This is a genomic window from Streptomyces sp. NPDC002640 (assembly GCF_053592575.1).
Genome location: NZ_JBSFVZ010000001.1, coordinates 25,762 through 52,645, shown reverse-complemented (window position 1 = coordinate 52,645; position 26,884 = coordinate 25,762). Strand labels below are relative to the sequence as shown.

The following is a 26,884-nucleotide window of genomic DNA, read 5'->3' as shown; positions in this document are numbered from 1 at the left end:
GAGGGCCGGAAATCCGGGGCCTGATCTTTGCGCTGCGTCATCCACCTTTCCCCAAAGCCATTCCATCGAGTGAGCGATGGCCGGTATGGCTGACTGGGGTCCGGAGCCCAACTAGTGTGCCCCGCGAGCGTTCCGGCACTTGGCCCACAGGCATTGCGATGTCCGCGCCCGGTGCCACAGTGGGGGCATGGGAAGCGGACAGACGACGGACGGACGACGGACGCGGAGGGGGTGAGGTCCGGTCGTGACCGGTACGGGCATGGAGGCCGGGGCTCTCGGCGCGCGGTCCAGGGCGCTCGCGGTGCTGCGGGTCCGGGGCTGGGCCCTGGCGGCCGCGCTGCTGCCCGCCGGGCTGGCCGTGGTGCTGCTCACGGGCGGCGCCACCGGGCGGCTGACCGGGCAGTTCTGGGACTACGCCCGTCTGGTGACCGGCGTCGTGGCCGTGCTGGTGCTCTCGGCGGCCGCGGCGGTCGCGCTGGTCGTCGCCCGCTCCCGCCCGGCCACCAGTCCGACGGTGCCGATCCCCGAGCCTTCCGCTCCCGACCTCTACCGGCTGGTCCGGGACCTCGCCGACCGGCTGGGCGTCCCGGCGCCGTCGTCCATAGAGCTGACCCCCGACTGCGACAGCTGGCTGGAGGACCGCTCGCATCCGTCCCACGAGGCCGGGTCCGGCCGCCCGACGTCCCTGCTGCGGCGTCTGGCCGATCCGCACCGGCGTGACCGGACGGCTCCCGTGCTGGTGATCGGCTCCCCGTTCCTGTGGTGGATGCGGGTGGGCGAACTGCGCGCCGTGCTCGCGCCGGTGGTGGCCGGCACCGGTCCCTCGGCCCACCCGGACATAGCCGCGGCGCGGCGGTTCGTGCGCGGTCTGGACGCGGCGATGGCCGTGGCCGTCGACCCGCAGCGGCGCGGGGCGGTCCGGCTGGTGCTGGCCGGCGTGGCCCGGGTCGTGCGGCTGATGCTGCGCGGCTGCGCGCCGCACGCGGCGGAGATGGAGCGCGGGGTGGCCGCGGCGGCCGCCGAGCGCGCACAGGCTGTGGACCACGGGCTGCGGATCGTCGCCCAGGAGCAGGTCGGGCTGGCGTACGCGGGCTGGGACCGGTTGCTGACCCGGGTGGCGCTGCCAGCCTGGCGGATGCGGCGGTGGCCGTCGCGGCTGGACGTCGGCGTCGTCGCCGCGCTCACCGAACTGTCCCGCCGCGACCGGCTGGCGGAGGGCTTCGCCTCCCGGCTCGGCGAACGCCCGGCCTGCGACCTGCTGGAGGAACCGGGGGCCGTCGACGAGGCGACCTCGCTGCTCGCCGCCCGCCTCTTCCACGGGGCCCCCGCGGGGGCCGGCGGGCAGTGGGCGCCGGTGGAGTGGCAGGAGTACCCGGAGGAGGTGGTGGACCGCACCTGGCGCACCGAGGCGGACCGCCTGCACCGGGTCCTGGACGGGCTGGGCCCGCACCAGGCCCCCGGTGACCGCACCCTCGCCCGGGTCCTGGACCACCTGGCCCCCGCCGCCGACGCCACGGAGGACGGCGCGGAACCCCCGCCGACCGAGCCCCGCCCCCAGCCCGCGCCACCCCACCCGACCCCCGCCGCGGACACCCACGCGCCCCCGAGCCCGAACGACGCCGCCCCCCGCCCGGACCACGCTGCCCCGAGCCCGGACCATGCGTCCGCAGCCCCAGATCACGCTGCCCCGAGCCCGGACCAGGCGCCCGTGGCCTCGGAGCACGCTGCCCCGAGCGCGGACCAGGCGCCCGCGAGTCCGAACGACGCTGGCCCGAGCGTGGACCAGGCGCCCGCGGCCTCGGAGCACGCTGCCCCGAGCCCGGAGCAGGCGTCCGCGGCCCTGGAGCACGCTGCCCCGCGCCCGGACCAGGCGCCCGCGAGTCCGAACGACGCTGCCCCGAGCGCGGACCACGCGCCCGCGAGCCCGGACCACGCTGCCCCGAGCCCGGACCAGGCGCCCGCAGGCCCGAACCCGCACGGCGAGACGCCACCCGCCTCCTACACAGCCACCACCGCCACCGCCGCAACCGCCGACACCGACCCGGACGCCGTCACCACCCCCCTGACCGACCCGGACCTCGACCTCGACCTCGGCTTCGACCCCGACGACCCCGACCCCGACCCCCTCCGCGACAACGCCCTCGCCGCCGCCCTCGCCGCGGGGATCACCGCCGAGCTGGCCCGCGAGGAGGCCGCGGTGGCGCGGGGGACGGACCACGGGCCCGCCGCGGCGGCCGGAGGGCCCGGCGCCGGCTCGACCTGGTGGGACGACGGACGCCTCCCGCTGCTCCCGCCCCCGCCGCCCCGCTCCGGCCGCGACCTGCTCGCCGACCACGTCACCGCGATGGTCTGCTGCGCGGCCGTCGACACGGCGGGCGCGTCCCCGGGCCTGGACTGGCTGGACGGCCCCGCCCTCCTGGTGCGCGGCCGGCGCGTCGCCGACCTGGGCCCGAGAGTGCTGAGCCTGGTCGAGGACGGGGACCCCGTGCCCCTGCGCGCCTGGCTGAGCGACCTGGGCGTCCGAGCGGAGAAGCCGGTACGGCTGGTGTGACCCGGCGGAGATGACCGTGCCGCCCCCGCCCGGGGGAGCGGTCCACGAGGAACGGCGCCACCGGCAGGGGAACGGACGCCGGGCCACGAACGACTCGGCCGGGCCACGAACAACTCGGCCGGACCACGCGCAACTCGAGGGAGGGAAGCGGTACATGGACCCTGAGCGGATCCGCCGCTGGGAGTCGGGAGCGTTGGCGCACGGCGTGTCGGATCCGTTCGGCCAGGGACCCTTACCGTGGCTGCGCGGCGGTGAGACGTACTTCGGCGACACCGGCCAGGTCGTGCCCTGGTACGTGGACGAGCCGGGCCCGCGCTCCGGCGGCCCCCGCGCCGCCGACGACGTGCACCGGCAGATCAAGGGCTTCGCCTCGCCCGGCGCCGTCGCGCCCGGCGAGTCGATCGACTTCCGGATCACCGTCGAGCCGCCCCAGCAGTTCGGCGTCGACGTCTACCGGATCGGGCACTACGACGGTCACGGCGCCGCCAAGGTGACGAGCAGCCCCCGGCTGCCCGGGCTGGTCCAGCTGCCGCCGCTGGTCGCCGACCGCACGGTCTCCTGCCACCACTGGTGGCTGTCCTGGCGGCTGACCGTCCCCGCCGACTGGCAGCTCGGCGCGTACGTCGCGGTGCTCACCACCGCCGACGGCCACCGCTCGCACATCCCGTTCACGGTCCGCGACAACCGTCCCGCGGACCTGCTGCTCCTGCTGCCCGACATCACCTGGCAGGCATACAACCTGTACCCGGAGGACGGCCGGACCGGCGCCAGCCTCTACCACGCCTGGGACGACGAGGGCAGCCTGCTCGGCGAGTCCCAGGCCGCCACCACGGTCTCCTTCGACCGCCCCTACGCCGGGGCGGGCCTGCCCCTGCACGTGGGCCACGCCTACGACTTCGTCCGCTGGGCGGAGCGCTACGGCTACGACCTCTCCTACGCCGACGCCCGCGACCTGCACGCCGGCCGGGTCGACCCGGGCCGCTACCGGGGCCTGGTCTTCCCCGGACACGACGAGTACTGGTCGAAGCCGATGCGCCGCACCGTGGAGCTCGCCCGCGACCAGGGCACCTCGCTGGTCTTCCTCTCCGCCAACACCCTGTACTGGCAGGTGGAGCTCGGTCCCTCCGCCTCCGGCGACCCGGACCGGCTGCTGACCTGCCGGAAGCGCCAGGGGCCGGGCCGGCCCGTGCTCTGGCGGGAGGCCGACCGGCCGGAGCAGGAACTGCTCGGCATCCAGTATGGCGGCCGGGTGCCCGAACCCGGGCCGATGATCGTCCGCAACGCCGGCCACTGGCTGTGGGACGGCACCGGGGCCGTGGACGGCGAGGAGATCCCCGGCCTGGTCGCCGGCGAGGCCGACCGCTACTTCCCGCGCACCCCCCTGCCCGACCACGACGAACGCATCCTGCTGGCCCACTCGCCGTACCGGGACTCCGCGGGCGTCAAGCGCCACCAGGAGACGTCGCTGTACCGGGCGCCGTCCGGCGCGCTGGTCTTCGCCTCCGGGACGTTCGCCTGGTCCCCGGCCCTCGACCGGCCCGGTCACGTCGACCCGCGGATCCAGAAGGCGACCGCCAACCTCCTCGACCGCATCTGCAAACGCGACTGAACGGGCCCCGCGGGGCGCCCCGGTACCCCCGCGGCACCCCGCGGCACCCCCACGAGCCCCCCGCAGCACCTCGGCACCACCCCGCACCACCCCGCGCACCCCCGGTCTGCCTCGGTTCTCCCGGTACGGGAGAATCGGGGCATTGGACCAAGCCACGGGGAGGAACCGTGTCCGGATTCGTCGAAAAGCCCGAGCCCGTAGAGGTGCCGGGTCTGGTGCATCTGCACACCGGCAAGGTGCGCGATCTGTACCGCAACGAGGCGGGCGACCTCGTGATGGTCGCCAGCGACCGCATCTCCGCCTACGACTGGGTGCTCCCCACCGAGATCCCGGACAAGGGCCGGGTGCTCACCCAGCTCTCCCTGTGGTGGTTCGACCAGCTCGCCGACCTGGTGCCCAACCACGTCATCGGCGCGGAGCTGCCCGCCGGCGCCCCCGAGGACTGGCGCGGCCGCACCCTGGTCTGCAAGAACCTCGAGATGGTCCCGGTCGAGTGCGTGGCCCGCGGCTACCTGGCCGGCTCCGGCCTGGCCGAGTACAAGGAGTCCCGCACGGTCTGCGGCCTCGCCCTCCCCGAGGGCCTGGTGGACGGCTCCGAACTGCCCGCCCCGATCTTCACCCCGGCCACCAAGGCCGAGGTCGGCGAGCACGACGAGAACGTCTCCTACGAGGAGGTCGCCCGCAAGGTCGGCGCCGAGGTGGCCGCGCGGCTGCGGCAGACCACCCTGGCCGTCTACGGCCGCGCCCGGGACGTCGCCCGTGACCGCGGCATCATCCTGGCCGACACCAAGTTCGAGTTCGGCTTCCACGGCGACGAGCTGATCATCGCGGACGAGGTGCTGACCCCCGACTCCTCGCGCTTCTGGCCGGCCGACGTCTGGCAGCCGGGGCAGGCCCAGCCGTCGTTCGACAAGCAGTTCGTCCGCGACTGGCTGACCTCGGACGCCTCCGGCTGGGACCGCCGGAGCGAGCAGCCGCCGCCGGCCCTCCCGCAGGAGGTCGTCGACGCCACCCGCGCCAAGTACATCGAGGCCTACGAGCGCCTGACCGGCCTCACCTGGAGCTGAGGCGGGCGGACACGCCGAAGGCCCCGGTCGGACGACCGGGGCCTTCGGAACTGGAGCGGACGACGAGGCTCGAACTCGCGACCTCAACCTTGGCAAGGTTGCGCTCTACCAACTGAGCTACGTCCGCCTTGCGCCGTGGCGCGAGAGCAACTATACCCAACCTCGCTCGCGAGCGGTACGCGCCGCCGTGTGACGGTTCTCGGCCCCCAGCTTGGAGACGGCCGAGGAGAGGTAGTTCCGGACCGTCCCGGGGGAGAGCCCGGCCCGCTCCGCGATCTCCGCGACCGGGGCGCCGTCCGACGCCAGGTCCAGCACCTCGGCCTCCCGTGCGGTCAGCGGCGAGTCGCCCGCGCTGATCGCGTCGGCCGCCAACTCCGGGTCCACGTAGCGGTTGCCGGCGTGCACGGTGCGGATGATCTCGGCCATGCGCCGCGCGCTGACCGTCTTGGGCACGAACCCGCGCACCCCCGCCGCCAGCGCCCGCTTGAGGTGTCCGGGCTGCCCGTGGCTGGTCACCACCAGCACCTTGCACTCCGGCAGTTCGGTCCGCAGGGCTGTGGCGACCTTCACACCGTCCGCCCCCGGCATCCGCAGGTCCAGGACGGCCACGTCCGGCCGGTGCGCCCGGGCCATGGCCAGCGCCTCCGGCCCGGTGGCGGCCTCGGCGACGACCACCAGGTCGTCCTCCAGGGCGAGCAGCGCGGCCAGCGCGCCGCGGATCAGGTGCTCGTCGTCGGCGAGCAGCAGCCGTACCGGAGCGCTCACGCGGCGCCCTCCGAGGGGTCCCGCCACCCGCCCGGACCGCCCGGACCGCCCGGACCGCCCGGACCGCCCGGACCGCCCGGACCGGCCGACCCGTCCGACCCCTCCGGCCTGTCCGCGGAGCCCGGGTAGCCCGCGGGATCCGGATGGTCCGTGGACCCCGGCGGGACCGTCGCCACCAGGCGGAACGTCTCCCCGTCGCTGCCCGCCGTCAGCGTCCCGTCCACCGCGGCCAGCCGCTCCCGCAGCCCGGCCAGGCCCGAGCCGCCCGTGTCCCGGACGTCCTCGACGCCGTCGTTCTCCACCACCAGCACCACCTTCCCGCCGTCCGTCCCGGCGGTCACCGCACACCACTGGGCGTTCCCGTGCCGCAGCACGTTGGTCGTCGCCTCCCGCACCACCCAGGCCAGTACCGACTGGGTCTCGTCGGGCAGGTCCATGTCCTCGACGGACACCTCGCAATGGATGCCCGCCGCCTCCAGCACACCCCGGGCGCCGGTGATCTCGGTGCCCAGGTCCGCCCGGCGGTAGCCGCGCACCACCGCCCGTACCTCACGCTGCGATTCCTGCGCGATCCGTTCCACCTCGGTCATCTGGTCCACCGCCTCCGGCCGTCCGCGCCGCGCCAGCTCCACGGCCAGCTCCGCCTTGAGCGCGATCACCGCCAGGTTGCGCCCCAGCACGTCGTGCAGGTCCCGTCCGAACCGCAGCCGTTCCTCGGCGACGGCCAATCGGGCCCGGTTCTCCCGCGCCTCGTCCAGCTCGTAGACGGTGTCGAGCAGCCAGACGGTGAGGGCGGTGACGAAGCACATGAAGCCGGTGACCAGCACGGTGATCGCGGCGGCCACGAGAGCGGCGAGCGGATCGGCCCCGGCGACCAGCGCCAGCGCGCCCACCGCGGCGCCGGCCCCGCCGACGGCCACCAGGTACACGGTGGGCTTGCGGACGCCCAGCGCCAGGATGCCGCTGCCGACGGCCAGCACCATCGCGTACACCGAGCCGGCCGCCTGCTGGACCTGCCCGTCGGCCGACCTGTCCGCCACCAGCAGCGCCGCCGCCGCGACACCCGCGGTGAGGAGGCCGAGGGCGTACAGCAGCCCCCGCGGCCGGCCACGGTTCCCCCGGGCCCAGTCCAGTGCGCGCGAGGCGGTCAGGGCGCACAGTGCCGCGTGGGCGAGGACGGCCAGGACGACCGGCACCGCCTCGGGGAACCCCAGCGGCGCCAGCAGCGGCACGGTCGCCACGGCCTCGGCCACGGCGAAGCTGTGGAACGACCACCGGGTGTAGGTCTCCACCTTCGCCGTGGTGCTCTTGCGCCTCCACCACTGCCGCACGCCGTCGCCCTCCTCCGTCACCCGCCACACCCCCGGCCGTCCGGCCGTCCGGGGCCCCGCCGGGCGCTGCCGCCGGTCAGTGCCGCGGCTCCCAGCGGAACCACCGTCGCACAGCGAACGCCCCCAGCACGATCCACACCAGCACGGTGCCGACGGCGGTCAGCGTCTCACCGGCCGACAGGGTGCCGAGCCAGCCCTCGCGGATCAGGCGGATCGCGGGGGACAGCGGCAGCGCGTCGAAGACCGCCGCCATCGTGTCGGGCAGCATCCCGGTCGGGAAGGCCATGCCGGACGTGAACATGGTGAGGAACAGGAACGGCAGCGAGGTGACCTGGCTGCTCTCCACCGTCCGGGTGAGCCCCGCCGTCGCCGCGCCCAGCACCGCGCACAGCAGGATGCCCAGCACCACGCCCAGCACCACCAGGTGCGGCGAGCGCGGCATCCCGACGTCCAGCAGCACCGCACAGGCCACACCCAGCAGCAGCGACTGCACCACGCTGACGGTCAGTACGGGGACGGCGGCGCCGCCGAGGATCTCCGTGTCGGAGGCCTCGCCGGTCCGCAGCCGCTTGAGCACCAGCTCCTCGCGGCGCGCGACGTAGGCGGAGACCAGGGTGGCGTAGACCGCGAAGAGCATCGAGAAGCCGATGCCGGCGGTCACCATCATCACGCCGACGCTGAGTCCGTAGGCGGCCAGGTCGATCTCCCGCATGCCCTGCTGGACGCTGACCGGCAGCAGCAGCGGAAGCACCAGACCCGTGATCACGGCGCTGCGGTTGCGGAGCAGCAGGGTGAACTCGGCCCGGGTCAGGGCCCACAGGCGGCCCGAGGGCGTGGTCGCGCCCCCGCGCGGGACACGGGTGGCGGTCGTGGGAGTGCTCATGCGGTCTTCTCCGTCTCGCGCGCGCCGCCTCGTCCGAGGACGCGCTCTGCCGTGCCGTGCCGGTCGCCGTCGGCGTCGCCGCCGGCGTCGGTGTCCGCGCCCCGGCGGCCGCCGGCCTCGCGGGCGATGTCGAGGAAGGCCTCCTCCAGCGAGGCGGACCGCGCGTCGAGCCGGCGCAGCTCCACGCCCTCCCGGGCGGCCCAGGTCAGCAGCTCGGTCGCGGTCCGCTGCAGCTCGCGGGTGTGCAGCCGCAGCAGCCCGCCCTCGATGCCGTGGTCCACGACGCCCATGGGGGCCAGCGGCGGCAGGTCGGCCGGCAGGAGCCCCGTCGGCAGCTCGAAGGAGATCAGGGAGGGCCGGGCGGCGGTCACCTCGGCGGGCGTCCCGGAGGCGGCGATGACGCCGTCGTGCAGGATCGCCAGCCGGTCGGCGAGGTCCTCGGCCTCCTCGAGGTAGTGCGTCGTCAGCAGCACGGTGGTGCCCCGGTCGCGCAGCGCGCGGACCAGTTCCCAGGTCTCGCGGCGGCCCTCGGCGTCGAGGCCGGTGGTGGGCTCGTCCAGGAAGAGCACCTCGGGGTCGCCCAGCAGCGCCAGCGCCAGGTCCAGGCGCCGGCGCTCGCCCCCGGAGAGCTGCTTGACCTTCACGTCGGTCCGTCCCCGCAGACCGACCAGCCCCAGTACCTCGGACTCCGGGCGGGCGCCGCTGGTGCAGCCGGCCCACATCCTGGCCGTCTCCGCCACGGTCAGCTCCGACGGGAAACCGCCCTCCTGGAGCATCACCCCGGTCCGCGGACGCACCGCGGCGCGCTCGGTGTACGGGTCGTGCCCGAGGATCCGCACCCGTCCGCCGGCCGGGCGGTCCATGCCCTCCAGCAGTTCCACCGTCGAAGTCTTGCCCGCCCCGTTGGTGCCGAGCAGCGCGAAGATCTCGCCGCGGCCCACCGAGAAGGAGATCCCCCGCACCGCCTCGTAGCCGCCCCGGTAGACGCGGCGGAGGCCGGTGACCTCGATCACCTGCTCCTGCATGCTGATGTCCATGGATTCAGCCTGTCGGCGGGCGAGGCCTTCCGGCAGTGCGCGCTGTCATCGGCTCCCATGACAAATGTCAGCCGCGGTGCGGCGGCCCCCGCCGCGTTCCGTGCCGGAGGATTCCGTGCCGGAGAAATGCCGAAGGCCCCGGTCGGATGACCGGGGCCTTCGAAGCTGGAGCGGACGACGAGGCTCGAACTCGCGACCTCAACCTTGGCAAGGTTGCGCTCTACCAACTGAGCTACGTCCGCAATGCCTCCGACCGGCTTTCACCGATCGGCGCGTGTCCCAGCCTACCGGATACGGAGGGATGCTCCGTACCAAGCGGACCGGTGAGAGCGGGTGACAGGGATCGCACACTGCGCCTCCCCCCTGGAAGGGGGGTGTTCTACTACTGAACTACACCCGCACGGTTCGGGGTTCCGGCCTTCCGGCCTCGCCCCTCGGCGTGCTCAGACTCTAACTGATCACCCGGGGTGCAGCGCAAGTCGGTTCCCGCCGCAGGCGCGGCGGGGACCCACGGACCGTCAGGACGGACCGTCAGGAACGGGCGGCGGCGAAGGCCTCGTAGACCCGCTTGGGGATCCGGCCGCGGGCCGGCACCTCCATGCTGTGGGCCTGGGCCCAGGCGCGGACGGCCGCCGGGTCGGGCGCGACCTCGGTCTGCCGGTAGACCTTCCCGGACCGGGCCCGCTTGCGGCCCGCCTCCACGAAGGGGGCCAGCGCGGCGCGCAGCTTCCCGGCGTTGGATTCGTTCAGGTCGATCTCGTACGTCCGGCCGTCGAGGCCGAAAGCGATCGTTTCCGCCGCCTCGGTGCCGTCGATGTCGTCGGAGAGGGTGACCAGGACACGCTGCGCCATGAATATCGGTCCTTTCCTGCGGGCCCCGTCGGGTTCCCGGATGCCGCCCGAACGGTATGACGTGCCGGAACGTCCTCCGGCACGCGAAGTGGATCATCGGGGCCGTCCGGGCCGTCGCGGCCGGCGTTTTTCCGGCCGGCAATTACTTGTACAGGGTTTCTCGGGTAAAGGGGAAGGGCGGAGAAATCCTTTCACGCGACGCCGCCCGGTATCCAGGAGATTCTTCCCGGGATTTTTCCGTGGCTTGACCATCACTGCCGCAAAACCCGGAAGAAACCCGGAAGATCGCGGAAGCGGCGCCTCGCAAAGTGACCCGTAACACGTAGTTTCCTACTAATCTACCCGCGTAGAAATTTTGTCCGGGTAGTCTGAAGGAACCTGCTCAGCACCACACATCGGGAGTGCCAGTGGCACGCGTCGTAGTCGACGTCATGCTCAAGCCGGAGATCCTCGACCCCCAGGGCCAGGCGGTCCAGCGCGCGCTGCCGCGCCTCGGTTTCGAGGGCATCTCCGACGTCCGTCAGGGAAAGCGTTTCGAGCTCGAGGTCGAGGGCCCCGTCGACGACGCGGTCCTCGCCCGTATCCACGAGCTCGCCGAATCCTTCCTCGCCAACACGGTGATCGAGGACTTCACCGTCAAGGTGGAGGAAGTCGCGGAGGCGGCGAAGTGACCACCCGTATCGGCGTCGTCACTTTCCCCGGGAGCCTGGACGACCGTGACGCGCAGCGCGCGATCCGGATCGCCGGGGCCGAGCCCGTCGCCCTCTGGCACAAGGACAAGGACCTCAAGCAGGTCGACGCGGTCGTCCTGCCGGGCGGCTTCTCCTACGGCGACTACCTGCGGGCCGGCGCCATCTCCCGCTTCTCGCCGGTGATGGAGACGCTCATCGAGCAGGCGAAGGCCGGCCTCCCGGTCCTCGGCATCTGCAACGGCTTCCAGATCCTCGCCGAGACGCACCTGCTGCCCGGCGCGATGCTGCGCAACAACCACCTGCACTTCATCTGCCGTGACCAGAAGCTGCGCGTGGAGAACGCGGACACCGCCTGGACCTCGGACTACGCGGCGGGCCAGGAGATCCTCATCCCGCTGAAGAACGCCGACGGCCGCTACACCGCGGACGAGTACACGCTCGACAAGCTGGAGGCCGAGGGCCGGGTCGCGTTCCGCTACCTGACCGACGGCCCCGCCGCGGACGGCTACGGCAACCCCAACGGCTCGCTGCGGAACATCGCCGGCATCACCAACGAGGCGGGCAACGTCGTCGGCCTGATGCCGCACCCGGAGCACGCCGTCGAGTCCCTCACCGGCGGCGGCACCGACGGTCTGCCGTTCTTCACCTCGATCATCAAGAAGCTGGTCAGCGCATGAGCCGCACCCCTCTGGACACGGTCGAGCACGCGGCCGAGACCCCCGACGTGGAGCAGCCCTGGGCCGAACTCGGCCTGAGCAAGGACGAGTACGCCCGGATCCGCGAGATCCTCGGCCGCCGCCCGACCGGCGCCGAGCTCGCCATGTACTCGGTGATGTGGTCCGAGCACTGCTCCTACAAGTCCTCCAAGGTCCACCTGCGCCAGTTCGGCGAGAAGGCCCCCGAGTCCGAGGCGATGCTGGTCGGCATCGGCGAGAACGCCGGCGTCGTCGACGTCGGCCAGGGCTACGCGGTCACCTTCAAGGTCGAGTCGCACAACCACCCGTCGTACGTGGAGCCCTACCAGGGCGCCGCGACCGGCGTCGGCGGCATCGTGCGCGACATCATCGCGATGGGCGCCCGCCCGGTCGCCGTGGTCGACCCGCTGCGCTTCGGCGCCGCCGACCACCCCGACACCCGGCGCGTGCTGCCCGGCGTGGTCGCGGGCATCAGCGGCTACGGCAACTGCCTGGGCCTGCCCAACATCGGCGGCGAGGTCGTCTTCGACTCCTGCTACCAGGGCAACCCGCTGGTCAACGCCGGTGCCATCGGCGTGATGCGGCACGAGGACATCCACCTGGCCAAGGCGTCCGGCGCCGGCAACAAGGTCATCCTCTACGGCGCCCGCACCGGCGGCGACGGCATCGGCGGCGCGTCGATCCTGGCCTCCGAGACCTTCGACGACGCCAAGCCGTCGAAGCGTCCGGCCGTCCAGGTCGGCGACCCGTTCCAGGAGAAGCTCCTCATCGAGTGCACCCTGGAGGCCTTCCAGGAGAAGCTGGTCGTCGGCATCCAGGACCTCGGTGCGGCCGGTCTGTCCTGCGCCACCTCCGAGCTCGCCTCCAACGGCTCCGGCGGCATGCGCGTCGAGCTCGACGACGTGCCGCTGCGCGACTCCACGCTCTCGCCCGAGGAGATCCTCATGAGCGAGTCGCAGGAGCGCATGTGCGCCGTGGTCGAGCCGGAGAAGGTGGACCGCTTCCTCGAGATCTGCGAGAAGTGGGACGTCATCGCCACCGTCATCGGTGAGGTCACCGACGGCGACCGCCTGGAGATCTACTGGCACGGCGGCAAGATCGTCGACGTCGACCCGCGGACCGTCGCCCACGAGGGCCCGGTCTACAACCGCCCCTTCGCGCGCCCCGACTGGCAGGACGCGCTGCAGGCGGACGACGCCGCCAAGCTGCCCCGCCCGGAGAGCTCCGACGAGCTGCGCGCCCAGGTCCTGCGGCTGGTCGGCTCCCCGAACCAGGCCTCCAAGGCGTGGATCACCGACCAGTACGACCACCTGGTGCAGGGCAACACGGTCCTCGCCCGCACCCAGGGCGACTCCGGCATGATCCGCGTCGACGAGGAGACCGGCCTCGGCGTCGCCATCGCCACGGACGGCAACGGGCGTTACGCCAAGCTGGACCCGTACACGGGCGCGCAGTTGGCGCTGGCCGAGGCCTACCGCAACGTGGCCGCCTCCGGCGCCAAGCCGCTGGCCGTCTCGGACTGCCTCAACTTCGGTTCCCCCGAGGACCCCGCGGTGATGTGGCAGTTCGCGGAGGCGGTGCGCGGTCTGGCGGACGGCTGCCTCCAGCTCGGCACGCCGGTCACCGGCGGCAACGTCTCGCTCTACAACCAGACGGGCACCGCCGCGATCCACCCGACGCCGGTCGTCGCCGTGCTCGGTGTGATCGACGACGTGGCCCGCCGCACCCCGGTCGCCTTCCGCGAGGAGGGCCAGCTGCTCTACCTGCTCGGCGACACGGAGCAGGAGTTCGGCGGCTCGGCCTGGTCCCAGGTCGTCCACGACCACCTCGGCGGCCTGCCGCCCAAGGTGGACCTGGAGCGGGAGCGGCTGCTGGGCGAGATCCTGATCTCCGCCTCGCGGGACGGCATGATCGACGCCGCCCACGACCTCTCCGACGGCGGCCTGGTCCAGGCCGTGGTCGAGTCCTGCCTCGAGGGCGGGACAGGCGCGCGCCTGGTCGTCCCGGACGGCCTGGACGCGTTCACGTTCCTGTTCTCCGAGTCCGCGGGCCGCGCCGTCGTGTCCGTTCCGCGGTCGGAGGAGCTCCGCTTCACGGACATGTGCGGGGCGCGGGGGCTGCCGGCGACGCGGATCGGTGTCGTCGACGGCGACGCGGTCGAGCTGCAGGGCGAGTTCACGCTGCCGCTGGCCGAACTCCGGTCCGCGCACCAGGGCGTGATCGAGGCTCTGCTCGCCTGACCTCACGCACCACCCACAGGCTCCGCCCGCCACCGCCCGGGCGGAGCCTGCGGCGTTCCCGGCCGCCCCTGGGCCAAGCGGCCCCGTTCGCGCCTGCGGCGGACGTGTCCGGGGCGGTGGGGGACGGGCGTTTTCTGCGGAGTCACGAGGTCGTCGGCCTGCGGCGCTTCCCCGACGCCGACGCCGACCGGTGGTGGCCCTCTGTTGCCGACCTCCGCGGCCCGGTCCGCGCCTGTGCGGCGGGGTCGGCCGGCAGGTCTCTCGCGGGCGCACGTCGGCGTCCGTCCCGCAGTGTCCGGTCCACCTCCGGGCGGCAGCTCTGCCGCGGGGCACGGCGCCGTCGGCCTGCGGCGCTCCCTGGTGCCGCCCCGTCGTGGCCCCGCCCGCGCCACGGGCGGTCGGGGCTCCGTGCCGTCGGCCGGTCGGGGGCGGCATAGGCTCGGTGCATGCCTACGGAACGGAAGCGTGCGCGCAGTTACGACCCCCTCCGCACCCGCACCGCGGTCCTGGCCCAGTTCGGGAACGTCCGGCGGACGGTGGCCGACCTGACGCCGGAACAGCTCGCCGCGCCCACGCGCCTGGGCGACTGGACGGTCCGTGACCTCGCCGCCCACATCGCCTTCGCCGTCGGCAGCACCAGCCACCTGCTCGGCCTCCCCGAGCCGCCGAAGGCCGAACTGATCCCCGCCACCTGGACCGGCACCGCGGCACAGCACGCCGGGAGCGTCGCCGCGTCCGCCCGGGAGCTCGCCGAGGCCCACCCCGACCTGAACGCCCTCTACGCCGAGACCGCGGACCGTCTCGCCGAGGACCTGGCTGATCACCCCGGGCGCCGCATCGTCGCGGCCCGCACCGGCGCCCTCTCGCTCACCGACTACCTGGTCACCCGCTGCGTCGAACTCGCCGTCCACACCGACGACCTGAACGCCGCCCTGGCCGCCGTGGACGGCCCGCAGACGCCGCAGGACCGCCAGGCCCTCGCCGCGGCCACCCGTGTCCTCGCGGACTCCCTCGCCCACGTCGCCCCGGGCGGCTCCACCGAGCTCCGCGTCCCGCCGTTCGCCGTGGTGCAGTGCGTCGAGGGCCCGCGGCACACCCGGGGGACGCCGCCCAACGTGGTGGAGACCGACCCGCTGACCTGGCTCCGGCTGGCCACCGGCCGGCTCACCTGGCCGCAGGCGCGGGAGACCGCCTCGGTCACCGCGAGCGGCGAACGCGCGGACCTCTCCCCGTGGCTCCCCGTGCTGAGCTGACCGGCCGCCGTGCCACCTACTGCGACGCCCACCGCGACCCCACCGCGACACCCGCCGGGGCCACCCCGCGTCACCGACCGTGGACCCGCTGTCCGGTCCGTGGGACCGCCGGGTGTGCGACGCCTCACTCGCGCCGTCCCGCGAAAAGCCCCGCCGGACGCCGCGAGCGCCCCGCCAGGCCCCCCGCCCGCCTGGCGTACAACCCCGCTGACCTGCGAAAACGGCAACACCACCACACGGCCGCGCGCGCCGTCGACGTAAGCCGTCCCCGCATCGCCCCATTCGGCGCAACGGCGGCTCTCCCCTACACTCGGAGACGTGCCACGTGGTGACGGTCGACTCAATCACGACCTGCTTCCCGGTGAGAAGGGCCCCCAGGACGCTTGCGGCGTCTTCGGTGTCTGGGCTCCGGGTGAAGAGGTCGCAAAGCTCACGTACTTCGGGCTCTACGCCCTCCAGCATCGGGGCCAGGAATCCGCGGGTATCGCGGTCAGCAACGGCTCCCAGATCCTCGTCTTCAAGGACATGGGCCTCGTGTCCCAGGTCTTCGACGAGACCTCCCTCAGCTCCCTCCAGGGTCACATCGCGGTCGGACACGCCCGCTACTCGACCACCGGCGCCTCCGTCTGGGAGAACGCCCAGCCGACGTTCCGGGCGACCGCACAGGGCTCCATCGCCCTCGGTCACAACGGCAACCTGGTGAACACCGCCGAGCTCGCCGAGCTCGTCGCCCGCATGCCGGAGCGGAACAACGGCTCGGCGCCCGCCGCCACCAACGACACCGACCTGGTCACGGCCCTCCTGGCCGGCCAGACGGACGACGACGGCAAGCCGCTCTCCATCGAGGCGGCCGCCGCGCGCATCCTGCCCCAGGTCCGCGGCGCCTTCTCCCTCGTCTTCATGGACGAGCACACGCTCTACGCCGCCCGTGACCCGCAGGGCATCCGCCCGCTGGTCCTGGGCCGCCTGGAGCGCGGCTGGGTGGTCGCCTCGGAGTCCGCCGCACTCGACATCTGCGGCGCCAGCTACGTGCGCGAGATCGAGCCGGGCGAGTTCGTCGCGATAGACGAGAACGGCCTGCGCTCCTCCCGGTTCGCCGACGCCCGGCCCAAGGGCTGCGTCTTCGAGTACGTGTACCTGGCCCGCCCGGACACCGACATTGCCGGCCGGAACGTGTACCTCTCCCGCGTGGAGATGGGCCGCCGCCTCGCCAAGGAGGCGCCCGCCGAGGCCGACCTGGTGATAGCGACGCCGGAGTCCGGCACGCCCGCGGCGATCGGCTACGCCGAGGAGTCGGGCATCCCGTTCGGCGCCGGCCTGGTCAAGAACGCCTACGTCGGCCGGACCTTCATCCAGCCCTCGCAGACCATCCGTCAGCTCGGCATCCGCCTCAAGCTGAACCCGCTCAAGGAAGTCATCAAGGGCAAGCGCCTGGTCGTGGTGGACGACTCGATCGTCCGCGGCAACACCCAGCGCGCCCTGGTCCGGATGCTCCGCGAGGCCGGCGCCGCCGAGGTCCACATCCGGATCTCCTCGCCCCCGGTGAAGTGGCCCTGCTTCTTCGGCATCGACTTCGCCACCCGCGCGGAGCTGATCGCCAACGGCATGACCATCGAGGAGATCGGCACCTCGCTGGGCGCCGACTCCCTGGCCTACATCTCCATCGACGGCATGATCGAGGCGACCACCATCGCCAAGCCGAACCTCTGCCGCGCCTGCTTCGACGGCGAGTACCCGATGGACCTGCCCGACCCCGAGCTGCTCGGCAAGCAGCTGCTCGAGACGGAGCTGGCCGCGCCGGTGGAGACCGCCGCCAGCGCCGCCATCCGGCGCCCGTAGTCCGACGACGCGCGACGCCGGGTCCTCCCGCCCCCCGTGGGCCCCGAGGACCCGGCGGCCCGTCGCCCCTCGAAGATCCCTCGCAGCGCTCCAGCTGTACCCGACAGAAAGCTCCCAGTCATGTCCACTGAGACAGGTGCCAGCTACGCGGCTGCCGGCGTCGACATCGAGGCGGGCGACCGCGCAGTCGAGCTGATGAAGGAATGGGTCAGGAAGACCCAGCGTCCCGAGGTGCTCGGCGGGCTCGGCGGCTTCGCCGGCCTCTTCGACGCCTCGGCCCTCAAGCGCTACGAGCGTCCGCTGCTCGCCTCCGCCACCGACGGCGTCGGTACCAAGGTCGACATCGCCCGGCAGATGGGCGTCTACGACACCATCGGCCACGACCTGGTCGCGATGGTCATGGACGACATCGTCGTGTGCGGCGCCGAGCCGCTGTTCATGACCGACTACATCTGCGTGGGCAAGGTCCACCCGGAGCGGGTCGCCGCCATCGTCAAGGGCATCGCCGAGGGCTGCGTGCTGGCTGGCTGCGCGCTCGTCGGCGGTGAGACGGCCGAGCACCCGGGCCTGCTCGGGGCCGACGACTTCGACGTGGCCGGTGCCGGCACCGGCGTGGTGGAGGCCGACGCGCTGCTCGGCCCGCACCTGATCCGGGAGGGCGACGCGGTGATCGCGATGGCCTCCTCCGGTCTGCACTCCAACGGGTACTCGCTGGTCCGCCACGTGCTGCTGGACCGGGCGGGCATGGCCCTGGACGCGCACGTGGAGGAACTGGGCCGGACCCTCGGCGAGGAGCTGCTGGAGCCGACCAAGATCTACTCGCTGGACTGCCTCGCGCTGACCCGCACCTGCGAGGTGCACGCCTTCAGCCACATCACCGGCGGCGGGCTCGCCGCCAACCTGGCCCGGGTCGTCCCGGACGAGCTGCACGCGGTGGTCGACCGGTCCACCTGGACCCCCGACCCGATCTTCTCCCTGGTCGGCCGCACCGGCTCGGTCGAGCGGCTGGAACTGGAGAAGACGCTCAACATGGGCGTCGGCATGATGGCCGTCGTCCCGCAGGAGTCGGTCGAGGTGGCCCTGGCCACGCTGGCCGACCGCGGTGTCGACTCCTGGGTGGCCGGCGAGATCGTCGCCCGCGGCGACCACGCCACGGGCGCGGAACTGGTCGGCGACTACGCGAACTGACCCACGGACCCCGGCGGGCGGCGCGCCCGCCGGGGACCCGGGCCGACCGGGGCCGCGATGCCGGGGATGCCGGTCAGGGAGCACGCGAAAGCAGCCCAGGACCAGGCAATCGATCCAGGGCAATACTGAACCCGGTTCGAGGCCTCAGCCCCGAACCGGGTCCGGATCAGTATGAGCGGTGAACGCTGTCAGGCACCGCGACGGTGCGAGGACTCCTCGTCCTCGTCCTCGTCGTCGGCACCGTAGAGCTCGGCGTACCGCGAATACAGGTCGTCGTCCTGCTCATCGTCCTCGAACCGCTCGCCGTTAGGCGTCGGATTCGACGTCGATGCGCCCAGCTCCTCGGCCAGGCGCGAGAGATCCGTCCCGCCGCTGTTGTACTTCAGCTGGCGGGCGACCTTCGTCTGCTTGGCCTTGGCCCGGCCGCGCCCCATGGCTCGACCCCCTCAACGACGGGGCGCGACGGCCCCAGAGTCTTGACGCGTTCATGATCCAGAACGGACTCTCCACAGAGAGACCGGTCCGTAGGGCTTCCACGGTACCTGAGCCCGCGCCCATACGGTACGTCGCCCGCACCAAGCGTGTGTGCCCAGCACCCGCGAGGTGCCCCGTCCCCGCTGGTCAATGCCGATTTTAACCACATCTGCCCGGAAGACCCGCCCGAAGAAGTGACAGTTGTCTCGCCCTGTCCTGGCCTTTCAACCCCCGGAACAGCGACACCCCGAGGCGATCACTCACCCGGAACCGGCGCGTCGCCGTCCCGTCACCGACACGTTTCTTCCCTCTGACGGGGGAACGATCGGGCGGGACGTTGACGCGCCGGCCCTCTGTCGCGCGCGCTGCCGCGAGAGGTGCCGCGTCAGGTGTCGCGAGAGGTGCCGCGTCAGGCGGCGGTGGTCACCGCACGGGAACGACCGGATTCGGCCATCCTCTGCTCGGCGATCCGGTCGGCCGCCGCGGCCGGCGGGATGCCGTCCGCCTTCGCCCGCGCGAAGAGCTCCAGGGTGGTGTCGAAGATCTTCGTCGCCTTGGCCTTGGCCCGGTCGAAGTCGAAGCCCAGGAGCTCGTCGGCCACCTGGATCACGCCGCCGGCGTTCACCACGTAGTCGGGCGCGTAGAGGATGCCCCGGTCCGCCAGGTCCTTCTCGATGCCGGGGTGGGCGAGCTGGTTGTTGGCCGCGCCGCACACCACCGTCGCCGTGAGCGCCGCCACCGTGGCGTCGTCGAGCGCGCCGCCCAGGGCGCACGGGGCGTAGACGTCCAGGCCCGGCGTGCGGACCAGTTCGCCGGCGTCGGCCGCGACCCGCACCGACGGATGCTCGGCGAGCAGCGCCCGCACGGCCTCCTCGCGCACGTCCGTGACGATCACCTCGGCGCCGTCCTCCAGCAGGTGCTCCACCAGGTGGCGCCCGACCTTGCCCACGCCGGCGATGCCGACCGTGCGGCCGCGCAGGGTGGGGTCGCCCCACAGGTGCTGGGCGGAGGCCCGCATGCCCTGGAAGACGCCGAAGGAGGTGAGGACCGAGGAGTCGCCGGCACCGCCGTTCTCCGGGGACCGACCGGTGGTCCACGGGCACTCGCGGGCCACCACGTCCATGTCGGCGACGTAGGTGCCGACGTCGCAGGCGGTCACGTACCGGCCGCCCAGCGAGGCCACGAACCGGCCGTAGGCGAGCAGCAGTTCCTCGGTCCTGAGCCGGCCCGGGTCGCCTATGATCACGGCCTTGCCGCCCCCGTGCTCGAGGCCGGCCATGGCGTTCTTGTACGACATCCCGCGGGCCAGGTTGAGGGCGTCGGCGACGGCCTCGGCCTCCGTGGCGTAGGGGTGGAAGCGCGTCCCGCCGAGGGCGGGGCCCAGGGCGGTGGAGTGGATGGCGATCACGGCCTTCAGTCCGCTGGCGCGGTCCTGGCAGAGCACGACCTGCTCATGCCCCCCTTGCTCCGACTGGAACAGGGTGTGCAGGACGCCGTCGGTCACTTCGGTCACGGTGGTGACTCCTGGATGAGTAGCGGCGGTTACGGCGGTTTCCCGTACGGGTGGCGGGAACCGTGGCACGAGGGTAGAGCCTGGAAGGCCACCCTGGCCGCCCCCACACAGGATCATCCTCGCGAGGAGTAACCGGGGGTCCGGGCCGGCCCGTTTTCCCCTGCTTTCCGCCCGCTTCGGATACGAGTGGGACGGGTTTCGGACGGAATCCGCCGGGGAGGGTGGAGGGGTGCCCAAGGTGACCTCGGTGATCGTGCCCTACCCCGCCTATCTGCGGGTCTACGAGCCTCTGGCCGCCTTCCCCCGTGAGGAGCGCGCCCACTGGGAGCGGTACGCCCGCCGCACCGACCGGCCCACCACCTGTCAGGACGAGGTGCGGCGTGCGCTGACCGACCTGCTCGCCACTCCGCCGACGCCCGTCCCGGTGCACGAGAGCGGGGACGCGTTCGTCGCGGAGGTGGACGGTGCCGTCTGCGTGTGTCCGTGGCGCACCCGGCTGCGGGGATGGCAGGCGCTGCGGGACTTCGGGGGCGATTTTCCGCCAATCGTGCTCGACGCCGTCCTTCCGCCCGTCGTGCGGGAGGAGGCGGCCCGGGACTACGAGCACTGGCTGACCCGCAACCCGGACGCCCGGCCCTGGATCCGCAGCGCGACCTGGCACGTTCCCGGCCACTGGTTCGTCCTGGTGGCCGACGAGGAGCGCGAGTGGCGGGCCGGGACGGAGGACGAGGCGCCGGTGCTCCGCTACCGGACGCGGATGGTCGACGCGCGGCGGCGGCTGGCCCGCGGGCTGCGCACGGTCCGCGAGTCCGTGGGCGAGGGGGCGCTGACCGAGGCGCTGGTCGGGGTGGGCCGCTGGCTGGAGGAGTTCCACCCGCGCTCGCTGGTCGAGCTGGACTACGGCGGGTTGGTCCACGCCCTGCCCGCGGACGACCTGGCCGGCGATCACTCGGCGGCGGACGCGGCCGAGGCGCTGGAGGCGCTGCGCGAGGGCGACGGCGAGACGGCCGGCGAGGCGTACGAACGCCTGGTGGTCCGGTGGCGGGCGGTCCGGCAACGGGGGCTCGCGAGCTGACACCGGCGCGTACGGTGGTGCGGAGCCGGAGCGCGTTCCGCGGCTTTCGCGCCTGACGCGAAACGGACAGTCGGCCCTAAGCGTGACGGAGTGCACGTACCCGGCCCTTGCGTATCTTGCCACCCCTCATGCCAAAATAGGACAAGGAGTCCGGGGAGGGCTCCCGCTGTCCGTTCGGGCGGGCATCGGCGCTGAACCTTTGGGGGGTCTGATGGCCTCTGTGGAGTCTGTGACTGATCGTCACAGAGGAGTGACTGTCCGCTATGGCACGGTCCATCGGCTTCCGTCGCTGATGAACACCTGGGAGGGCAATTCCATCGGTTTGGCCGACGCGGCTGGACAGATGGTGTAGTTGTAGTGCCGAGGACAAGCCGTTCGTCCTATAACCGACTCGACTCGCGTCCGCCATTTCGGGCAACGCGGGTCAAGGTGCAGAATTTAGAGGAAAGAACCGAGAACGTCGGTTCTCCCGAGGAGGCCGCTCATGACCGCTCGCACCCCTGATGCCGAGCCGCTGCTGACCCCGGCTGAGGTCGCCACCATGTTCCGCGTCGACCCCAAGACGGTGACGCGGTGGGCGAAGGCCGGCAAGCTCACGTCGATCCGCACGCTCGGCGGGCACCGGCGCTACCGCGAGGCCGAGGTCCGCGCCCTGCTGGCGGGCATCCCCCAGCAGCGCAGCGAGGCCTGACAGCCTTTGATTTGAAGGCCCGTGACCAGATCGGTGCCCACAACTGAATAGCCGGACGGGTCAGGCGGTCCCCCAGCCGCCCGAGGCGTCCGTCACACAGCTCCACACGACGCAGGTCCTGCCCCAACAGGACCTTGTCCCGGACCGCAGGGTCCGCAGGACTCCCCTTGCACGTTGACGCGTCGTCGATCGCGCTGGACTCCGCCGGGTCCAGCGCGATCTTTTTTGCCCCGGGACAGGGGCTGAACGCTCCTGCGAGGCCCCTTCGCGGGACCTTCGGCGGATCTCCACCCCCCGGCCGTCCGCGCAGACCAGGGCGGCGGTCCGGACCCTCGAAGCGCCCGCAACGAGCCCTCGGGGTAGTGCAATTGCACATATAAAATTGACATGATGTGAACGGCGGTTAAGTGCCCCCGATCGAAAAACTGATTCGGTGACACCTTTCACACCGACTGTGGGTTGTTGTCCCTGTGGCCCATGCGCTATGAGCGGTTGCGGCATATGTGGTGTGCCGATGCCATGCCGCCGGTGACGGCGCGACCGGGCGGACGAGGGCGGCTCCTGGGCGCCTTGTGGGGCCCGTGGAGGCGCGTACGGGGTGCGGGTGGGGTGCGGGCCCTCCTGAGGCCCTGCGGCGGTTTCTGACGGTCTTTCGGATGCCGGCCGGCCGAGCACCGCATGCCCCGGCCCGGCCCCCGCACACGACGAAGCCCGCACCGAGGGGTGCGGGCCTGTGAACCGACGTTCCGGCGGCGATGACGGGGTGACGGGCACGACGGGGGCGATGACGGGCACGACGAAGGCCCGCCGCCTCAAGGGCGACGGGCCTTCCACACTGCGGTCCTGACGGGATTTGAACCCGCGGCCTCCACCTTGACAGGGTGGCGAGCACTCCAAACTGCTCCACAGGACCAGGTGCTTCACACCGGAGGTTCCCGCTTCGGGTTCCTGCGTTGCGCTGCGAGAAGGACTGTACAGGAGTGCGGCCCCCCTGGTCGAACTCACCGTGAGTGAGGGGGCCGTCACGTGAATCGCGGCCCCGTTCGCGTCACGGTGCGAGCTGGTCCACGGTCTTCACGATCCGCTTGTCCGACACCGGGTAGGCCGTCCCCAGGGCGTGCGCGAAGTAGCTGACCCGCAGCTCCTCGATCATCCAGCGGACCTCCCGCACCTCCGCCGGGACCGGCCGGCCCTTGGGCATCTGCTCCAGCAGCCAGGCGTACTCGTCCTGCATCTCGTGGACCTTCTCCATGCGGGTGGTGTCCCGCTGGACGTTGGCCGCCATCTGCTGGAGCCGGCGGTCCGCCGCCACCAGGTACCGCATCAGGTGCGGCAGCCGCGCCAGTCCGGCCTCCGTCACGAAGCCCGGCTTCACCAGGCGGTCCAGCTGGGCGCGGACGTCGGTGAGGTTGGGCAGCAGCGCCGGGCTCTTCACCGACTTCAGGCGCCGCTCGCAGGCCTGCCAGGCGGCCAGTACCTGCTGCACCTGGCCCACCGCGCGCACCGTGGTGTCCACGATCTCGGCCCGCACCTTGTCGTAGAGCTTGCGGTACGACTCCTCGTCCCAGACGGGGCCTCCGAAGTCGGCGATCAGCTTGTCCGCCGCGGCGAGCGCGCAGTCGTCGAAGAGCGCCTGCACCGAGCCGTGCGGGTTGGCCGAGAGCGCCAGCTTCTGCGCGTTGGTCAGCCGGTCCAGGGCGAACTTCGCCGGGTTGACCGGGATGTTGCGCACGATGAGCCGCCGGGTGCCCCGCCACATCGCCTCGGCCTGTTCCGCTTCGCTGTCGAACAGCCGCACCGAGACGGTGTCGCCGTCGTCCACCAGCGCCGGATAGGCCTTCACCGGCTGGCCGGCCCGCTTGGTCTCGAAGACCCGGACGAGCGTGCCGATCGTCCAGTCGGTCAGCCCCGACCGTTCGAGCGAGGGGCCGCCCGAACGCTCCGCGGTGGCCGCGGCGGCCTTGGAGATGGCCTGCCGGGCCTTCGGGCGCAGCTTCAGCTTCAGCGCCTCGAGGTCCTTGTCCTCGGCGAGTTTCCGCCGCCGCTCGTCGACGATCCGGAACGTGATCGTGAGGTGGTCCGGCACCTTCGACCAGTCGAAGTCCCCGGGTTCCAGCCGGACGCCCACCATCCGGTTCAGCTCCCGTGCCATCGCCACGTCCAGCGGCTCCGGGCCGGGCGTCGCCACGCCGAGGAAACGCTGCGCGAAGTTGGGCGCGGGCACGTAGTTGCGCCGGATCGGCTTGGGCAGCGAACGGATCAGCTCGGTGACCAGTTCCTCGCGCAGACCGGGGATCTGCCAGTCGAAGCCCTCGTCGGTGACCTGGTTGAGGACCTGCAGCGGGATGTGCACGGTCACGCCGTCCGCGTCCGCGCCGGGCTCGAACTGGTAGGTGACGCGGAACTTCAGCGCACCCTGCCGCCAGGAGTCCGGGTAGTCGTCCTTGGTGACCGTCCCGGCCTTCTCGTTGATGAGCATGGACCGCTCGAAGTCGAGCAGGTCCGGCTCCTCGTGGCGCTTGTGCTTCCACCACGAGTCGAAGTGGGCGCCCGAGACGACGTGCTCGGGGATCCGCTGGTCGTAGAAGTCGAAGAGGGTCTCGTCGTCGACCAGGATGTCCCGGCGACGGGCCCGGTGCTCGAGCTCCTCGACCTCGGTGAGCAGCTTGCGGTTGTCCGCGTAGAACTTGTGGTGGGTGCGCCAGTCGCCCTCCACCAGCGCGTGGCGGATGAACAGCTCGCGGGAGGCCTCCGGATCGATCCGCCCGTAGTTCACCTTCCGCTGGGCGACGATCGGGACGCCGTAGAGCGTCACCTTCTCGTACGCCATCACCGCGGCCTGGTCCTTCTCCCAGTGCGGCTCGCTGTAGGTGCGCTTCAGCAGGTGCTCGGCCAGCGGCTCCACCCACTCGGGCTCGATCCGGGCGTTGACCCGCGCCCAGAGCCGGGAGGTCTCCACCAGCTCGGCGGACATCACGAACCGCGGCGGCTTCTTGAAGAGCGCCGAGCCGGGGAAGATCGCGAACTTGGCGTTGCGGGCGCCCAGGTACTCGTTCCTGGGGGAGCCCTTGCCGCTCTCCTTGCCCGTGCTCTTCGCGGCGTCCTTGACGTCCTTCATGCCGACGTGGCTCAGCAGGCCGGCCAGCAGCGAGACGTGGACGGACTGCTCGGACGCGTCCTGCTCGTTGAGGCGTATGCCCATCTGCTGGGCCACCGACCGGAGCTGGCTGTAGATGTCCTGCCACTCGCGGATCCGCAGGAAGTTCAGGTACTCCTGCTTGCACATGCGGCGGAACGCCGAGGAGCCGCGCTCCTTCTGCTGCTCCCGGACGTACCGCCACAGGTTGAGGAAGGTCAGGAAGTCGCTGGACTCGTCCTTGAACCGGGCGTGCATCTGGTCGGCCTGCGCCTGCTTCTCGGAGGGCCGTTCGCGCGGGTCCTGGATCGAGAGCGCGGAGGCGATCACCATCACCTCGCGCACGCAGCCGTTCCGGTCCGCCTCCAGCACCATCCGGGCGAGCCGGGGGTCCACCGGGAGCTGCGCCAGCTTGCGGCCCAGCTGGGTGAGGCGCTTGCGCGGGTCCTTCTCCGTCGGGTCGAGCGCGTGGAGCTCCTGGAGGAGCTGGACGCCGTCACGGATGTTGCGGTGGTCCGGCGGGTCGATGAAGGGGAACTTCTCGATGTCGCCGAGGCCCGCCGCCGTCATCTGGAGGATGACCGAGGCCAGGTTGGTGCGCAGGATCTCCGCGTCGGTGAACTCCGGGCGGGACGCGAAGTCGTCCTCGGAGTACAGCCGGATGCAGATGCCGTCGCTGGTCCGGCCGCAGCGGCCCTTGCGCTGGTTGGCGCTGGCCTGGGAGACCGGCTCGATGGGCAGCCGCTGCACCTTCGTGCGGTGGCTGTAGCGCGAGATCCGGGCGAAGCCCGGGTCGATCACGTACTTGATGCCCGGCACGGTCAGCGAGGTCTCGGCCACGTTGGTGGCGAGCACGATCCGGCGGCCGGAGTGCTGCTGGAAGACGCGGTGCTGCTCCGCGTGGGAGAGGCGGGCGTAGAGCGGCAGGATCTCGGTCGACCGGTACTGCTTCTTGGAGAGTGCGTCCGCCGTGTCGCGGATCTCCCGCTCGCCGGAGAGGAAGACCAGGATGTCGCCCGGCCCCTCCGCCATCAGCTCCTCGCAGGCGTCCGTGATCGCGGTGATCTGGTCCCGGTCCGCGTCCTCGGAGTCCTCTTCCAGCAGCGGCCGGTAGCGCACCTCGACCGGGTACGTCCGTCCGCTGACCTCGATGATCGGGGCGTCGCCGAAGTGCCGTGAGAAGCGTTCCGGGTCGATCGTCGCCGAGGTGATGACGACCTTGAGGTCCGGGCGGCGGGGCAGCAGCTGGGCCAGGTAACCCAGCAGGAAGTCGATGTTGAGGGACCGCTCGTGCGCCTCGTCGATGATGATCGTGTCGTAGGCGCGGAGGTCCCGGTCGGTCTGGATCTCGGCCAGCAGGATGCCGTCCGTCATCAGCTTGACGAAGGTGTCCTGGCCCACCTGGTCGGTGAACCGCACCTTCCAGCCGACGGCCTCGCCCAGCGGGGTGTCCAGCTCCTCCGCCACGCGCTCGGCGACCGTGCGGGCCGCGATCCGGCGGGGCTGCGTGTGGCCGATCATCCCGCGCACGCCGCGGCCGAGCTCGAGGCAGATCTTGGGGATCTGGGTCGTCTTGCCGGAGCCGGTCTCACCGGCGACGATCACGACCTGGTGGTCGCGGATCGCCTCGGCGATGGCGTCCTTCTTCTGGCTGACCGGAAGGTTCGGCGGATAGGTGACGGCCGGCACCCGGGAGGCGCGCTCGGCCATCCGGGCCTCGGCCTTGTCGACCTCGGCTGCGATCTCGGCCAGCACGGCGGCCCGGGCCTCGGGCTTGCGGATCTTCCGGGCGCCTTCGAGTCGCCGCCCCAGCCGGTTCGCCTCCCGCAGGGAGAGCTGGGCCAGGCGGTTGGCGATGTCGCCGAAGGCGGGCGCGGCGGTGGCGGAGGCAGGCTGCGTAGACATACGCGTTCCAGGATCGCACCTTCCCGAACGGGGTGGCGAGCGCATTACGCGGCGGACGGCCCGTGGGCGGGGTGGAGACCGGACGCGA

The 26,884-nt window shown here is 72.3% G+C and carries 19 protein-coding genes and 4 tRNA genes; 11 read left to right on the top strand and 12 right to left on the bottom strand.

Going from position 1 to position 26,884, the window contains the following annotated elements:
* Window positions 1–259 precede the first annotated feature (259 nt).
* The 3 genes from ACWD3O_RS00225 (at window position 260) to ACWD3O_RS00215 (ending at window position 5,227) form a co-directional block, all read left to right on the top strand.
* The gene (locus tag ACWD3O_RS00225) at window positions 260–2,551 is read left to right on the top strand and encodes a hypothetical protein (protein ID WP_451414633.1); all 2,292 of its coding nucleotides are present in this window, start codon (window positions 260–262) and stop codon (window positions 2,549–2,551) included.
* Window positions 2,552–2,705: 154 nt separating this feature from the next.
* Window positions 2,706–4,160, top strand: a complete 1,455-nt coding sequence (locus ACWD3O_RS00220; RefSeq protein WP_451414372.1) for a N,N-dimethylformamidase beta subunit family domain-containing protein — start codon at window positions 2,706–2,708, stop codon at window positions 4,158–4,160.
* Between the two features lie 167 nt (window positions 4,161–4,327).
* Window positions 4,328–5,227, top strand: a complete 900-nt coding sequence (locus ACWD3O_RS00215; RefSeq protein WP_451414371.1) for a phosphoribosylaminoimidazolesuccinocarboxamide synthase — start codon at window positions 4,328–4,330, stop codon at window positions 5,225–5,227.
* A gap of 51 nt (window positions 5,228–5,278) precedes the next feature.
* Here the strand turns inward: ACWD3O_RS00215 and ACWD3O_RS00210 are convergent.
* From ACWD3O_RS00210 to ACWD3O_RS00175, 8 genes are all read right to left on the bottom strand, one after another.
* Window positions 5,279–5,354: transfer RNA gene (locus ACWD3O_RS00210), tRNA-Gly, on the bottom strand.
* A gap of 23 nt (window positions 5,355–5,377) precedes the next feature.
* The gene (locus ACWD3O_RS00205; RefSeq protein WP_451413010.1) at window positions 5,378–5,992 is read right to left on the bottom strand and encodes a response regulator transcription factor; all 615 of its coding nucleotides are present in this window, start codon (window positions 5,990–5,992) and stop codon (window positions 5,378–5,380) included.
* Window positions 5,989–7,344 (bottom strand): sensor histidine kinase, encoded by a 1,356-nt coding sequence (locus tag ACWD3O_RS00200; RefSeq protein ID WP_451414370.1) that lies wholly within the window; start codon window positions 7,342–7,344, stop codon window positions 5,989–5,991. Before ACWD3O_RS00200 ends, ACWD3O_RS00205 begins: the two co-directional genes overlap by 4 nt.
* A 55-nt stretch (window positions 7,345–7,399) precedes the next feature.
* Window positions 7,400–8,206 carry an ABC transporter permease gene (locus ACWD3O_RS00195; protein ID WP_451414369.1) on the bottom strand — a complete coding sequence of 269 codons (807 nt, stop codon included), beginning with the start codon at window positions 8,204–8,206 and terminating at the stop codon, window positions 7,400–7,402.
* The gene (locus tag ACWD3O_RS00190; protein WP_451414368.1) at window positions 8,203–9,243 is read right to left on the bottom strand and encodes an ABC transporter ATP-binding protein; all 1,041 of its coding nucleotides are present in this window, start codon (window positions 9,241–9,243) and stop codon (window positions 8,203–8,205) included. Before ACWD3O_RS00190 ends, ACWD3O_RS00195 begins: the two co-directional genes overlap by 4 nt.
* Before the next feature lie 166 nt (window positions 9,244–9,409).
* Window positions 9,410–9,485 (bottom strand) — tRNA-Gly (locus ACWD3O_RS00185).
* 86 nt (window positions 9,486–9,571) lie between these two features.
* A tRNA-Gly gene (locus ACWD3O_RS00180) sits at window positions 9,572–9,643 on the bottom strand.
* Window positions 9,644–9,774: 131 nt separating this feature from the next.
* Complete coding sequence (locus tag ACWD3O_RS00175) at window positions 9,775–10,095, bottom strand: histone-like nucleoid-structuring protein Lsr2 (protein WP_356132310.1); 321 nt, start codon at window positions 10,093–10,095, stop codon at window positions 9,775–9,777.
* Between the two features lie 407 nt (window positions 10,096–10,502).
* Between ACWD3O_RS00175 and purS the strand changes: the two genes are divergently transcribed.
* From purS to purM, 6 genes are all read left to right on the top strand, one after another.
* The gene (purS, locus tag ACWD3O_RS00170) at window positions 10,503–10,766 is read left to right on the top strand and encodes a phosphoribosylformylglycinamidine synthase subunit PurS (protein ID WP_451413006.1); all 264 of its coding nucleotides are present in this window, start codon (window positions 10,503–10,505) and stop codon (window positions 10,764–10,766) included.
* Window positions 10,763–11,464, top strand: a complete 702-nt coding sequence (purQ, locus tag ACWD3O_RS00165) for a phosphoribosylformylglycinamidine synthase subunit PurQ (protein ID WP_451414367.1) — start codon at window positions 10,763–10,765, stop codon at window positions 11,462–11,464. Before purS ends, purQ begins: the two co-directional genes overlap by 4 nt.
* Window positions 11,461–13,722, top strand: coding sequence for a phosphoribosylformylglycinamidine synthase subunit PurL (purL, locus tag ACWD3O_RS00160; protein WP_451413004.1), 2,262 nt, complete (start codon window positions 11,461–11,463; stop codon window positions 13,720–13,722). Before purQ ends, purL begins: the two co-directional genes overlap by 4 nt.
* 446 nt (window positions 13,723–14,168) lie before the next feature.
* Window positions 14,169–14,975 carry a sterol carrier family protein gene (locus ACWD3O_RS00155; RefSeq protein WP_451414366.1) on the top strand — a complete coding sequence of 269 codons (807 nt, stop codon included), beginning with the start codon at window positions 14,169–14,171 and terminating at the stop codon, window positions 14,973–14,975.
* Window positions 14,976–15,293: 318 nt separating this feature from the next.
* On the top strand, window positions 15,294–16,814 hold the full coding sequence (gene purF / locus ACWD3O_RS00150) for an amidophosphoribosyltransferase (RefSeq protein WP_451413002.1): 1,521 nt from the start codon (window positions 15,294–15,296) through the stop codon (window positions 16,812–16,814).
* A gap of 120 nt (window positions 16,815–16,934) precedes the next feature.
* On the top strand, window positions 16,935–18,002 hold the full coding sequence (gene purM, locus ACWD3O_RS00145) for a phosphoribosylformylglycinamidine cyclo-ligase (RefSeq protein ID WP_451413001.1): 1,068 nt from the start codon (window positions 16,935–16,937) through the stop codon (window positions 18,000–18,002).
* Window positions 18,003–18,190: 188 nt separating this feature from the next.
* Here the strand turns inward: purM and ACWD3O_RS00140 are convergent, their stop codons facing one another.
* The gene (locus ACWD3O_RS00140) at window positions 18,191–18,436 is read right to left on the bottom strand and encodes a DUF3073 domain-containing protein (RefSeq protein ID WP_108956261.1); all 246 of its coding nucleotides are present in this window, start codon (window positions 18,434–18,436) and stop codon (window positions 18,191–18,193) included.
* 449 nt (window positions 18,437–18,885) lie between these two features.
* Window positions 18,886–19,989 (bottom strand): Leu/Phe/Val dehydrogenase, encoded by a 1,104-nt coding sequence (locus tag ACWD3O_RS00135; RefSeq protein WP_451413000.1) that lies wholly within the window; start codon window positions 19,987–19,989, stop codon window positions 18,886–18,888.
* A 229-nt stretch (window positions 19,990–20,218) separates the two neighbouring features.
* On the opposite strand from ACWD3O_RS00135, the gene ACWD3O_RS00130 reads away from it, so the two are divergent.
* Both ACWD3O_RS00130 and bldC read left to right on the top strand, forming a co-directional pair.
* Window positions 20,219–21,064 (top strand): hypothetical protein, encoded by an 846-nt coding sequence (locus ACWD3O_RS00130; protein WP_451412999.1) that lies wholly within the window; start codon window positions 20,219–20,221, stop codon window positions 21,062–21,064.
* A gap of 484 nt (window positions 21,065–21,548) precedes the next feature.
* Window positions 21,549–21,755 carry a developmental transcriptional regulator BldC gene (bldC, locus tag ACWD3O_RS00125; RefSeq protein WP_003949541.1) on the top strand — a complete coding sequence of 69 codons (207 nt, stop codon included), beginning with the start codon at window positions 21,549–21,551 and terminating at the stop codon, window positions 21,753–21,755.
* An 838-nt stretch (window positions 21,756–22,593) separates the two neighbouring features.
* Here bldC and ACWD3O_RS00120 read toward each other — a convergent pair.
* Both ACWD3O_RS00120 and hrpA read right to left on the bottom strand, forming a co-directional pair.
* Window positions 22,594–22,668: transfer RNA gene (locus ACWD3O_RS00120), tRNA-Asp, on the bottom strand.
* A 135-nt stretch (window positions 22,669–22,803) separates the two neighbouring features.
* Window positions 22,804–26,796 carry an ATP-dependent RNA helicase HrpA gene (gene hrpA, locus ACWD3O_RS00115; protein ID WP_451414365.1) on the bottom strand — a complete coding sequence of 1,331 codons (3,993 nt, stop codon included), beginning with the start codon at window positions 26,794–26,796 and terminating at the stop codon, window positions 22,804–22,806.
* Window positions 26,797–26,884 lie beyond the last annotated feature (88 nt).